Origin of the sequence: Alterirhizorhabdus solaris (assembly GCF_007785815.1) — a bacterium.
GTDB classification, from domain to species: Bacteria; Pseudomonadota; Alphaproteobacteria; order Sphingomonadales; family Sphingomonadaceae; genus Alterirhizorhabdus; species Alterirhizorhabdus solaris.
Window position 1 is genome coordinate 46660 of the sequence record NZ_VNIM01000005.1, and the last position, 12770, is coordinate 59429.

General features: G+C 64.9%; 10 protein-coding genes. 7 read left to right on the top strand and 3 right to left on the bottom strand.

All coding sequences use genetic code 11. The features are described 5' to 3' along the window. Positions 1–7 precede the first annotated feature (7 nt). Entirely contained in the window at positions 8–1390 is a 1383-nt protein-coding gene (gene repC, locus FOY91_RS02560) for a plasmid replication protein RepC (protein ID WP_238995193.1), read from the top strand. Positions 1391–1398: 8 nt separating this feature from the next. Here the strand turns inward: repC and FOY91_RS22550 are convergent, their stop codons facing one another. Beyond that, the gene (locus tag FOY91_RS22550; RefSeq protein ID WP_275265916.1) at positions 1399–2250 is read right to left on the bottom strand and encodes a lytic transglycosylase domain-containing protein; all 852 of its coding nucleotides are present in this window, start codon (positions 2248–2250) and stop codon (positions 1399–1401) included. Positions 2251–2422: 172 nt separating this feature from the next. Between FOY91_RS22550 and FOY91_RS02570 the strand changes: the two genes are divergently transcribed. Continuing rightward, positions 2423–3715: a hypothetical protein gene (locus FOY91_RS02570; protein ID WP_145147819.1), complete on the top strand. Its 1293-nt coding sequence runs from the start codon at positions 2423–2425 to the stop codon at positions 3713–3715. A 2-nt stretch (positions 3716–3717) separates the two neighbouring features. Here FOY91_RS02570 and FOY91_RS02575 read toward each other — a convergent pair whose 3' ends face one another. Next, complete coding sequence (locus FOY91_RS02575) at positions 3718–3987, bottom strand: hypothetical protein (protein ID WP_145147821.1); 270 nt, start codon at positions 3985–3987, stop codon at positions 3718–3720. A gap of 228 nt (positions 3988–4215) precedes the next feature. Between FOY91_RS02575 and FOY91_RS02580 the strand changes: the two genes are divergently transcribed. The 4 genes from FOY91_RS02580 (at position 4216) to FOY91_RS02595 (ending at position 10004) form a co-directional block, all read left to right on the top strand. Further along, positions 4216–4452: a hypothetical protein gene (locus FOY91_RS02580; protein WP_145147823.1), complete on the top strand. Its 237-nt coding sequence runs from the start codon at positions 4216–4218 to the stop codon at positions 4450–4452. After that, positions 4449–5306: a DUF7146 domain-containing protein gene (locus tag FOY91_RS02585; RefSeq protein WP_145147825.1), complete on the top strand. Its 858-nt coding sequence runs from the start codon at positions 4449–4451 to the stop codon at positions 5304–5306. The genes FOY91_RS02580 and FOY91_RS02585 overlap by 4 nt, the downstream gene beginning before the upstream one ends. Before the next feature lie 36 nt (positions 5307–5342). Further along, a complete protein-coding gene (locus FOY91_RS02590; RefSeq protein WP_145147827.1) occupies positions 5343–9563 on the top strand; it encodes a strawberry notch family protein in 4221 nt (1406 codons plus the stop codon). 78 nt (positions 9564–9641) lie between these two features. Then, the gene (locus FOY91_RS02595) at positions 9642–10004 is read left to right on the top strand and encodes a hypothetical protein (protein ID WP_162527104.1); all 363 of its coding nucleotides are present in this window, start codon (positions 9642–9644) and stop codon (positions 10002–10004) included. 414 nt (positions 10005–10418) lie between these two features. Here FOY91_RS02595 and FOY91_RS22215 read toward each other — a convergent pair whose 3' ends face one another. Then, positions 10419–11024 (bottom strand): VOC family protein, encoded by a 606-nt coding sequence (locus FOY91_RS22215; RefSeq protein ID WP_238995194.1) that lies wholly within the window; start codon positions 11022–11024, stop codon positions 10419–10421. Between the two features lie 279 nt (positions 11025–11303). Between FOY91_RS22215 and FOY91_RS02605 the strand changes: the two genes are divergently transcribed. Further along, complete coding sequence (locus tag FOY91_RS02605; RefSeq protein ID WP_145147830.1) at positions 11304–12770, top strand: SIR2 family protein; 1467 nt, start codon at positions 11304–11306, stop codon at positions 12768–12770.

The following is a 12770-nucleotide window of genomic DNA, read 5'->3' on the forward strand; positions in this document are numbered from 1 at the left end:
TCGGAAAGTGGACACGCATATCTGGACGACGTCGGGCGAGAATGCTCGTCGAGGAGCTGGCGTAGCGGCGCAGCGCATGCCCGGTCGCGGTCTGAGAAAGCACGGCAGGGAGGCCGCCGCCGCGAACACGCTCACGGAGGCTTTCCGCGGGCTCGATGCCGGCGTCACCAGGAGCATGGCGCTCGGTGCGTTGAAGCGTGCCCGACCGTACATGGGCATCCCACCAAGGATCGTGGCGCTTATGGACACGCTCTTCAAATACTCGCGCGACGCCGACTGGCGGGGCGGGCGAATCCCGACGGTGTGGCCCTCCAACGAGGCGCTCGCGCGCGAACTGGAGGTTAGCGTCAGGCAGGTTCAGAACCTGCTCAGGCAGGCGGAGGCTCTTGGACTACTAAGCTTCCGGGATAGCCCCAACGGCAAGAGAGGCGGCTGCCGTAACGCCCAGGGTGATATCATCTGGGCATACGGCATCATCCTCGCCCCGATGGGCACGCGCTATCAGGAGTTTAGCGACCACGCGCACATCGGCGCCGAGGAGGACGGGCACCTCAAGCGGCTGAAACGACGTTTGGAGGCCGTCCGCCGGAAGCTCCGAATGCTAACCCAGGCGGCCATGGACAATGGCTTCGGCGAGCGCGAGGCCTGGAGCGCCATGGATGTCGTCTTGATGGCGACCAACCAGATGCGAAACAACCGGGATATCGCGCTCTATACGGCTTGCGTGCAGCAGCAGGAAGCCTGCGCATCCGCGCTGGAAGCGACCCTGAACGATGGCTTTGCGGCTCTCGATCGATCTCGGGAAGGTCCTGAAACTTCATGCTGGCATGAACCTGACTTCACTCACTCTACAACTACAAACCAGCTTCACACTGCTAAAGCAGTTACCTGTAGGGGCTTGGCAGTAAGGCGTAGTGGCGCTGAGGACGTCGCTCAGCCGATAGCCACGGTTGAGGAGGAGATGGCCGCGCATGGCGTCGGTCTCGGGTTCATCAGCGAACTAGCCTACGAACTTCATCCGACTTTGCGTCTGTCCGATGAGGATTGCAGTTGGGGTGAGGTCGTCTCCGTCGCCGAACGTCTCTCTCACCAGGCCGGCATAAGCGGCCACGCCTTCCACGAGGCAGTGCGTGTCATGGGTCAGCGCGGTGCCGCTGCCTCGGTTATCGTCACTCTGCAGAAGTACCGGCGCGGCGACGTGCATCGTCCCGGCGCCTATCTGCGCGGCATGTCGAGAAAGGCCACTTCAGGCACGCTGAAGCTTGGTCCGACCCTCCATGGCCTGCGTGACGCCAATCGCTCCCAGGCGATGAAATGTCTCGCGGATACAGGCACTATACCGATCGGTGCGATGCTTCCCGGCCTGCTGCGAAAAGCGAAACAGGGATGACGACACCGTCAAAAGGCGGCGAGTTCTACCTGTCGGCCGACCCGGACCGTCTGTCTGAAGGGATCGGCTTGCGGCGCGCCCAGCCTGCCAAGACGCGTCCAATTCGCCAGGATGTTCGTGACGTAAGCCTGCGTTTCCGCGATCCGTGGCATCATGCCCGCACGGACCCGGCCGGGTCCGGCGTTGTACGCCGCCAGTGCGAGATGGACCTGTCCGAACTTGTCGAGCTGCTGGCGCAGATAGCGGGCGCCACCGCGCATGTTCTGCACAGGGTCGTAGCGATCGACGCCCAGCGAGGCGGCCGTCGCCGGCATGAGCTGCGCCAGACCGAACGCACTCGCGGAGGAGATCGCGACCGGATTGTAGCCGCTCTCGCGGATTATCATCGCGTCGAACAGCCCGGTCGGGATGCCATGTTCGCACGCGATGGCGCTCATCATTCCGTAGTAGGCCGCACGTCGAGCTTCCGCTGTATGTCCAAGGAAGCCGGCCGGACGATAGGCGAGCGGCGCACATCCGGGTGTGTAGCTGACCGCAGGGGGGGATGCGTAGCCGCCGCGCATCCAGCCCGGGACCGCGATCGACGACGTGGCCGCGATCGGGATGACGGCGCGAGCGCCACCGGTGTCCGCTATCCCGCTGTCCTCAGATCGCGCTGCGGCCGCCAATTCGCCCTTCATCCGATATTCCACGTAGCGGCGGCTCAGATCATGGACGCGGAAAGCGTTGGAGAGCGGAGGAGAGGTTGGCGCCGGTATTGCGGAGGATGAGGAAAGGTCGGGTGCTTCGCTCAGCACGGCAGGGTGCATCGAGATCAGTTCAATCTGGCGCGTGACCTGCCTGAGCTTCGCAGACGCCACCGACGGCAGCGATCCGGCTGCACAAAGAACGATTATGACCATTATCGAGACGCGCATTCGGACCACCGATTTGCTGCTTTCGAGAAGTGGAGATCAGATAACTTCATGTTGTCAACCCATCCGGGAACGGCCAAAACCACTTGGAAAGGGCCTGTTCGAGGGGTTCTGAAGCATGTGGCTGATCCACCGAGAGACCGACGGACATAGCGGCGACCGCATTCCACTACCCGCCCCCTTACGCGAGGCGCTGGTCCGCTGGTACGTCGGAGAGGGCTCGCGACAGGACGAGAAGGCCGGGATCACGCTGGTCCAGAACGCGCGTATCGGGCACCGCTGGATCGCATGCGGCTGTCTCGGCCGCGATGCGCTGCCGCCGATCCTGACCCCGGCGTTCCTGTCGGAGGCCGACACCTACTATCTCCGCCGATTGACGAGCACCAAGCGACCCGAGCACCGCCCTGACTGCCCATTCTTCCGCGACCAGGTGACCAACCGGATCACCGAGGCGCGGTCGCCGACCACGCCGGCGGATCCGCCCTCGGGCTTCTTCGAGGTGTTGCGTCCAGCACCGGAGCGCCTGGCGCAGCGCCCGGAGGAGGACAGCAACGACGACCGCACCCGCCACGCCTCGACCCCGCGCCTTGCCCGGCTGCTCTGGCGGTTGATGGACAGTGCCGGCGTCAACACCGTCGCGCCGCTCAATTACGGAGAGGAGTGGTCGATCCGCGAAGGCTTCGCCGCGATCGGGCGCGCCGTCGGAAAGATCGAGATGGCGCCGGGCATCGAGCTGGCCCGCGCTTTCTGGACCCACGCCCGTCCGCTGCAGGCAGGCGTCGTCTATGGCACGCTGCGCAAGCTCGCGCCGCGCTGGCCACGAGCGCATGCGCCGCAAGGCTTCGTCCTGCTCTATGCTCCGTCGTTCCAGGGCCATGAGATCCATGTCCCCGATGGCGAGCCAGTGACGATCGCCAACCGCGTGCAGTCGCCCTCAGTTCGCGGCAACCGCATCAGCGGTCCCTTCCTGATCCTCGTCGTCGCCGGCAAGTATCCCGAGGCGCGAGGCTATGCGCCGCTGCGCGCCTACGCCCAGCCCATCTACAACGGCCGGCTGTTCGTGCCAGTCGATTCAGACTTCGAGCGCAGGGCGTTGCGCCGCATCCTCGACTGCCAACGCCGCCTGCACCCTCGCGGCATCGACCTCGCGATCGGCAAGCCGCTGTTCGACACGATGACGCCCGACGGCCCCTGCCGGCCCGATTTCGTCATTGAGGCCCGGTCACGGGTCACCGGCGAACTACGCACCGTGGTCGTCGAGGCCATGGGCTTCGCGACCGAGGAATATGAGGCGGCGAAGGCCGTGACCCACCCGCGAATGCGCCATCTTGGCCAGCTGCTGACAATGGATCCGGCCGAGGTGGAGGGAGACGACGCGACGGGGAAGCTGCTGGCGGCACTCGATCTGTAGCGTCAGCTCCAGCTCATGGTCGCGGCGAATGACCCTACGATGCCAAGCGTAACAGGCGTCGACAACAGATACAGCTTCTGCCAACGCCACCACATCTTCGGCACGAACAGCACGGCTCCGCGTACCGAACGCACGTTTTCCCAGACCCGGTCGCGCCACATGCCATGCAGGGTCACTGTAACGGTCAACGTCATCGCGATCGCGCAGCAGATGCCCGCCGCGAGATAGATAGCGATCCAGTTGGCGATCTCGACTGGCGTGAATTGAGACATCGACACCTCGCAAGCGATAAGAGTGCCCTCGACAAAGCGGTTCGGGTCGATTCAAGTTCCGGGTCCAGCTTTAGTCCTGCTCGGTTGAGCAACCGTAAACGGGTGCGCTCACCAAAGGTCACCAGCGACAGAGAGGAGAGGGAGGAGGGGGAAGGGTCGAATTGATCGGCCTGCCCTCCTCATTCCACCAGATGCCGCAAGGCGTCCCGAGCGAAAGGTGTATCCACCATGGATCGCTTCCTTCTCTTCATCCGCGAGAGCGGACGCGAGGATATCCTCGACTTCCATCCTGACAAACTCGCAGCCCGCAGGGCATTGGTCGCCTATGTCCGCCGCCAAGCGAATGACCACTTGCATCCGCATCCGATCAACGACGACGTCGCCGTCCAGACGTACTTCAAGCGCGAGGGTGCGATGTATAGCATCGCCCGGGTCCAGAAGACGTCGGAACGGTCCGGGCGATGACACTGGTCGCACGCAGGCCCTCGCAGGCGCTGGTCGATCTGGTCGGCGCGCTTGGCGGCACATGGCATGGCAACAACGCCATGTGCCGTTGCCCGACGCATCCCGACAATACGCCCAGCCTGTCGCTGCGTCAGGGAGATCAGGGCCTGCTCGTGACGTGCTTCTCCGGCTGCGATCCGGTCGACGTGCTGCGCGAACTCGACCGGATACCGCTCGGGCACCGCTTCGCTCCACCGCCGGAGACGCCCCGCTCAGGCACCGCAAACATCGAACGGCTGTGGTCGGAGGCGCGACCCGTGCCAGGGACCCTCGGCGAGCGTTATCTGGCATCGCGCCACCTGCTACCGATCCCGGCGGACGTGCGCTTTCACCCGCGCTGTCCGCGAAAACCTCGCCCGCATACCGTCTTTCTGCCGGCGCTGCTGGTCGCGGTGCGCGAAGGGCGCCGACTGGTCGCGCTGCAACGCATCTTCCTGGATCCGGCGACCGGCGCTTACACCGAGAAGGCGACGCTTGGCCTGCTTGGCACCGGCGCGTGGCAAGGTGGCGGGTCCGGCACGACGATCGGGCTCGCCGAGGGCTTCGAGACGGCTCGCGCCTGGTCACGGATCCACGACCTGCCCTGCTGGGCGACGCTGGGATCCCGCCGGCTCGACCTCGTCGACGTGCCCGACACCGTCACCACGCTGATCCTCGCGGGCGACAACGACCTGGCCGGGAGACGCGCCGTCGCCCGCACCACCGAACGTCATGCCCGCGAAGGCCGCGTGATCCGGGCCGACATCCCCAAGGGCGCCAAGGATTGGGCAGCGGTCTTGGAGGCTCGGGAGAGGGGAGGGGGAGGGAAGGGGTGAGCTGCCGGATTGGCAGGAACCCAAGGGAGACCCTCCATGCGCGACCTTCTCGACATCCCGGCCGTCACCGATACCGATGCGGCGCGGCCGATCGTCGACCTCCTCGCCGGCAGCGCGTCAATCAGCCGTCGCGACATCAACGCCGCGATGGTCGCGACCTTCGGCGGCACCGACGCCGACGGCCGCTGGACGCAGCGCGACAGCTTCGAGATCCTCGAACATGCGCTGGCGCTGCATCTTGCTGGCCAGCCTCACTCTCTCGCGAGCTTCTCCGACGTCGCGTCCGCCTCCGCACTGATGGATCGCCTGCCGACGCAGACGGTGCGCAGCGAGGAGCAGATCGAGCTGCAGCAATTCTCGACGCCGGCCGACATCGCCGCGATCGCCGTGCTCATGGCGGCGATCGGTCCGCAAGACGTCGTGCTCGAACCCAGCGCCGGCAACGGTCTCCTGATCGCGCAGGCACCTCCTCACGCCGCCCTGCAGCTCAACGAGCTCGACCCGAAGCGCCGGGCACGGCTCGCCGCCACCTTTCCGAACGCCACCGTCACCGGCCATGATGGCGCCGCGCTGGTCAGCCTGCACGCCAGCCTGCCCCGGCCGAGCGTGGTGGTGATGAACCCACCCTTTTCGCGCAGCCTCGGCCGCGGCGCCGATGATCTCGCAGGACTCCGCCACCTTCAGGCTGCGATCCGGCGCGTCGCCAAGGGCGGTCGCGTCGTGGCCGTCATGCCCGACTGGTTCGCGCCCAGCGCGCGCCTCCGCGCCGCCTACGAAGCAGTGCTCACCGGCTGCACGGTGCGGACCTCGCTCCGCCTCGAGCATTGCTACCGCAAGCACGGCACCGACATCGCGGTGCGGCTTTATGTCATCGACAAGGCCCCGGGCGGGATCACGCCGGTCACCGTTCAGCGCAGCGCGGTCGCCGACTTCCTCGACCTGCTGACCGTGCCCGAGCGGCTGTCGCCGGTGGGTGAAACCACGATAGCACCACCTGCGCGCAAGCCCGCCACGACGATGTTCGGCGCGGCGCGCGCGAGCAAGGCAGCGCCGCCGCGACCGACCCATGCGCCCGTCCGCAACGACGTGCTGCCGGTCGGTTATCAGACGCTCGCCGTGCCCGCACCGCTCGCCGAGCAGGTCGGCGTCTATCTGCCGTACCGGCCGAGCCGCATCGTCTTCGACACCGCCGGCGAGCACCCGACCGCGTTGGTGGAGTCGGTCGCGATGGGATCGATCCCCGCCCCGATCCCGGGCTACGTCGCCAAGCTGCCCGAGCGCATGGTCGCCGAGCGCATGCTGTCCTCCTCGCAGCTCGAAACGGTCATCTACGCCGGCCATGCCTGGAGCCAGATGCTGCCCGGCACCTTCAAGCCTGCCGAAAAAGGTGTCGCGCTCGCTTTCGATCCGGAAGGCAGCCGCTACCGCAAGGGCTTCTTCCTCGGCGACGGCACCGGCGCCGGCAAGGGCCGCCAGGTCGCCGCCTGCATCCTCGACAGCCGACTGCAGGGCCGCAAGCGCCATATCTGGGTGTCGAAGAACGAGCTGCTGCTCGAAGATGCGCGCCGTGACTGGACCGCGCTCGGTGGTCTCTCGGCCGACGTCCAGCCTGCCTCCAACTGGAAGATCGATCAGCCGATCAAGCTCGACGAAGGCGTGCTGTTCGTTACCTATCCGACGCTGCGTTCGATGCGCTCGGACAGCAGCCGGTTGCAGCAGATCCTCGACTGGGCAGGTCCCGACTTCGACGGCGTCATCGCTTTGGACGAAGCGCACGAGATGGGCGGCGTCGCCGGGGGCGAGGGCGCCATGGGCAAGACCGAAGGCTCGCAGCAGGGTATCTGCGGCGTGCTGCTCCAGAACAACCTGCCCGGTGCGCGCGTGCTCTATGCGTCGGCGACCGGTGCGTCCGACGTCAACAATCTGGCCTATGCGGTACGGCTTGGCCTGTGGGGTCCGGAGACCGCGTTTGCCGACCGTGAGGCGTTCATCGCCGAGATCCGCAAGGGCGGCATCGCCGCGATGGAGCTGGTCGCCCGCGACCTGAAGGCGATGGGGCTGTACACCTCGCGCGCGCTGAGCTTCGCCGGGGTCGAGTATGAGGTGCTGCGCCACGGCCTGACGCCAGTGCAGATCGAGATCTACGACACCTATGCCAAGGCTTGGGAGGTCATCCATCAGAACATGGAAGCGGCGCTGGAAATGACCGGCGTCACCGATGGCCTGACCGGCGATACCTTGAACAGCGGTGCCAAAGCCTCTGCCCGCTCCCGCCTTGAGTCCACCAAGCAGCGCTTCTTCGGCCAGGTGTTGCTTGCCATGAAGCTGCCGACCGTCATCGCCGCGGTCGAAAGCCACCTCAAGGCCGACCAGTCGGTCGTGCTGCAGCTGGTCACCACCGCCGAGGCGATCCTCGACCGGCGTCTTGCGCAGATGTCGGCCGACGAGCGCGCTGACCCCGAAATCGACCTGTCGCCGACCGACTATGTCATCGACTATCTCACCCGTGCCTTTCCGACCCGCCAGATGCAGACCTACACCGACGACACCGGCACGGCCCGTTCGCTGCCGATGAGCGATGCCGAGGGCAATCCGGTCCACAATCCGGATGCGGTTGCAGCACGCGATGGGATGATCGAGCATCTCTGCGCGCTGCCCCCGATCAAGTCGGGCCTCGACGCACTGATCGAGCATTTCGGCCCGGAGCAGATCGCCGAGGTGACCGGGCGCACCCGCCGGCTCGTGCCGACCTCCGACGGTCGCCAGAAGATCGAGACGCGCTCCGCCCGCACCAGCCAGGTCGAAGCAGCCGCGTTCATGGCCGGCTCCAAGCGCATCCTCGTCTTCTCGGATGCTGGCGGCACGGGGCGGTCCTATCACGCGAGCTTCGACGCGGCGAACCAGCAGCAGCGCGTCCACTTCCTGCTCGAGCCGGGCTGGCGCGCCGATCGCGCGATCCAGGGGCTGGGCCGCACGCATCGGACCCACCAGGCGTCGACCCCGCTGTTCCGGCCGGTGACGACGGACTGCAAGGGCGAGCTACGCTTCACCTCGACGATCGCCAGGCGGCTCGACAGCCTCGGCGCGCTCACCCGCGGCCAGCGCCAGACCGGCGGGCAGAACCTCTTCGATCCTGCCGACAACCTTGAAAGCGAATACGCCAAGGACGCGCTGGTGACGTGGTTCCACCTGCTCGATGGCGGCAAGCTCAAGAGCACGAACCTCGCCGACTTCTGCTCACGCACCGGCCTCGAGATCCACGACAAGGACGGCACCATGAAGGAGGAGCTGCCGCCGATCCAACGCTGGCTCAACCGCCTGCTGGCGCTGCCGATCGGGTTGCAGAACGCCATCTTCGAGGAGTTCCTGGCGCTGGTCGAGACGCGCGTCGCCGCGGCACGCGAGGCCGGTACGCTCGATATCGGCGTCGAGACGATCACGGCCGACACCGCCCGGGTCATCGACGACGCGCTGCTGCGCACTGACCCGCTCTCGGGCGCGACCTCGCACCTGCTGACCATCGAGATCGCCCGCCGCAAGAACCCCATCTCGCTCGAACGCATCCTTGGGCTGGCACAATATCAGGACGACGCTGCCTTCGTCGTCAACGCCCGTTCGGGCAAGGTCGCACTGCGCACCAGGGCGCGGTCATGGATGGACGAGGAAGGCGAGCCGATCCTGCGCCTTGAGCTGCAACGGCCCTGCCGGCGCGAATATATGCGCGATGCCGATCTGCTGGAGAGCGCGTGGGACGTCGTCGACCGCGCCACGTTCGAGGCGAAATGGGCAGAAGAGGTCGCCGAGGCCGCAAGCCAGCTCGACGTCGAGACGATCCGGCTCGCCACCGGGCTGCTGCTGCCGATCTGGTCGGCGCTGCCGTCCGACCACCTTGCGGTCAACCGCATCGTCGATGCCGCGGGTAACTCGTGGCTCGGCCGCCTGGTCTTCGACCAACATGTCGTCCAGCTCTACACCAAGCTTGGCATCGCCAAGTCCGAGGATATGCCCGCAGACGCGATCGCGCGCTCGGTGTTGTCGGGACGCAGCGTCGACGTGACCCACCCGTTCGCGATGACCATCCGGCGTGCGCTGGTGAACGGCACGCAGCGCATCGAGATCGCCGGCGCGCCCGCAGCCCAGCTGCCCTGGCTGAAGTCGCTGGGCTGTTTCACCGAGATCATCGCCTACCGCACGCGCCTGTTCGTACCGGCAAACGATGCCGAGACGGTGCTGGCGCGACTCCTCAAGGTCGCCTGACCGCAGCTTGCCGTGGAACAGGCTCGGACCGACTCATCAGGGCCTGTTTAGTTCCGTCAATTGCGATAAGGAACGATGATGCAACGTGAGATCACCCATAGCTGCGGCCACATCGAGCGACACGCCATCTATAGCGAGTTCGCGGCCGACGGCGACCGACAGGCACGCCAGGTCGCGCGCCGCAAATGCACCCCCTGCTACAAGGCGGGCAAAGCGGCCAAGGCGGCAGCGGACCGGGCGCTCCTCGACGGAGTGGACCTTCCGACGCTCATCGGCAGCGAGAAACAGGTGAACTGGGCCGCAACGATTCGTACAGAGCGGCTGGCGGTCCTTCACCGCGCCAATCCGACGGCCCTGACCAGCTTCGTCGCGATCGTCGAAGCCAAGTGGTGGATCGACAATCGTACGGCGGACCTTCGGAAAATGAGTTTCCCCGCGTAACATAACCGACGGCCGCTTCCCGGGGGCCGGCTAGAGGATGTTCGGAATCATACGCTAAGCGCGATCGTCCCGATTGGGATCGTTGATCGGGAAAGGCCGGGCGCCCGCGATAACGGCCGGTGCGGACGAACGCCGGCCGCCACTCCGCTACTTGCGCCGCCCGCAGAACCTGTGCGGTTTCCGAAGGGATCATGCACCTGTAGCTGGTCGCCCCACGGCAACTGCTCAAGGGCCGCATTGCCGATCCATCGCCGGGCGGGCTATCCGGTGACAATCAAAGCTCGGTGCCTTCACCATCTCCAAGCGGACGCCAGCGGCCGGCGGCACCTACCGTCAACCGACCTGTCAGCATTGGTCCACGGGTGTCAACCAATCCCGCGTTCCGGAACGGAGTTGCTTGAGAGGACCGAAACCTCAGAAGTATGGTTCTGAGCTGAGCCGCTGCGACACCCACCATATGTTGCCCGATGGATCGCGGACGCCGCCTTGTCGGTCGCCGTAAGGCATGTCGTCCACGTCCATTATTTTCTCGGCACCCGCCGAAACCGCCCGCACTACCGCTTCGTCGGCATCATCGACATAAAGATAGAGCGCAGCGCGGCTCGGCGGAAACGCTTCGGAGGCCTCGCTTACCATGATCGTGGCAGTGTCGAAGCGGAGTTGGCAGTTGGCGATACGGCCGTCCGATGCCGTGCTTCGCCCGATCTCCTTGGCCTCAAACGCGGTTTCTAGGAATCGGACATACGCATCCGCTTCCGTCGCGAAGATATACGGCGTGACGACGGCAAACCCCGGTGGAACAACCATGGCGATCTCTCCCGTCTGATCGGCAGCACCATACCATCGCCGCACATTGGTAGTCAGCCCTTCCCGCGAACGAACGGCGAGCGAGACGGGGAGGCGGTCTCGAAATCGATCGAATAACGGGAGTGCTTGGTTAGTCCCAGATGGCGTGATGTGGGACATTCCTGCCGACTGGCGCTGCGATTGGGAACGTCCGGTCATGCTGACACCGGTCATGCGTAGATTCGCTTACCCCGCAGTCGTTCAGGCAATGCAGTGGCGCAACATCATCGTCCAATATCAGAACACACCTTGGGGCAGCGCCATTCACATAGGATGCTCCTGATCCTTCCCCGTTTGTTATAGCGACAAAGTGAATTTGCACTAAAGCTGTCTTTAGGCTGGCGCATTATCTCTCGGACAGGCTAACCTTGTGCTAGCGCGCCGAGAAAGCACAGACCGAGGCCACGATCACCGGCGCCGGAGCTTCAAACAGACGATCAGGGCACCGTTGTCATGGGAAAGAAGACAGAGCCGAAGCCGGACCGGGACACCGAGGAGTTTCTCTCCAGTTTCCTCAAGGAACTGAACGAAAACAATGCGGCGGTCTTTGTCGGCGCCGGCTTGTCGAAGGCTGCCGGATACGTCGATTGGCCAGGTTTGCTGTCAGGGGTGGCGACGAGCCTCGGGCTAGACACGGCTCGGGAGACCGACCTCGTCAGGCTCGCCCAGTTCCACATCAACGCCAATGCGACGAATCGCAATAAGCTCAGCCAGCTCCTCATCGACGAATTTTCCGATCTTATGGAGCCAACCGAAAATCACCGGATACTGGCCCGCCTTCCGATCAACACGTTCTGGACGACGAACTACGATCGGCTGATCGAGACCGCTCTCGAGGCTGGCGGCAAGCGCGTCGACGCCAAATACACTAAGGAGCAGCTCGCCACGACGCGACGCGGCCGCGATGCGGTCGTCTACAAGATGCATGGCGACATCGAGCACCCCTCTCAGGCCATCCTGAGCCGGGACGACTATGAGAAGTATCACCAGACCCATGGCCCCTTCACCACGGCCTTGTCGGGCGATCTGATCGAGAAGACTTTCCTGTTCCTCGGGTTCAGTTTCACCGACCCCAATCTCGACCTCATTATGTCGCGGATCCGCACGACCTTCACGACCCACCAGCGGCAGCATTATTGCATCGCCAAGCGCCGGACGAAGGCCAAGCGCGAGAATGAAGCGGATTTCGAGTACGACCTGACGCGGCAGAACCTGATCACGCAGGATTTGATGCGCTTCAACATCAAGACGATTTTCGTCGACAACTTCGGTCAGATAACTAACCTGTTGAAGACACTGGAAGACCGCTACCGGCGCCGTACCGTGTTCATTTCGGGCAGTGCGGCCGACTACGGCGCCTGGGGTCAGTCCGGAACGGAAAACCTCGTCAGCAAGCTGGCGCGTGCGATCATCGACAGGGACCTGCGGATCACGAGCGGCTTCGGCCTCGGCATCGGCGGCGCTGTCGTCACGGGCGCCGTCCAGCAGATCTACTCGACGCGTCATCGCAGCGTCGACGAGCAATTGGTGCTGCGGCCTTTCCCGATCGGGATCACGGAAGTGGCCGAACGTAACAAGACCTTTTCCCGTTACCGGGAGGAGCTCATCTCGCAGGCGGGGATTGCCATCTTCATCATGGGCAACAAGACGGTCGACGGGCAGTTCGTCACCGCTGACGGGATGCGTAGCGAGTTCGAGCTCGCCAAGAGCCGCGGGCTTCATCTCGTGCCGATTGGCGCATCGGGGTGGATGGCCAAGGAGCTCTGGGACGAGGTCACGAAAAACTTCGACCGCTTCTATCCGGGCGCTCCTGCCAAGATCAAAGCCGCATTCATGAAGCTCGGCGAGCCCACGAACGACCCACAAACCATTCTCCCAGCAGTGCTGGACCTCATCACCATTCTGACCACAGGAGCCTAA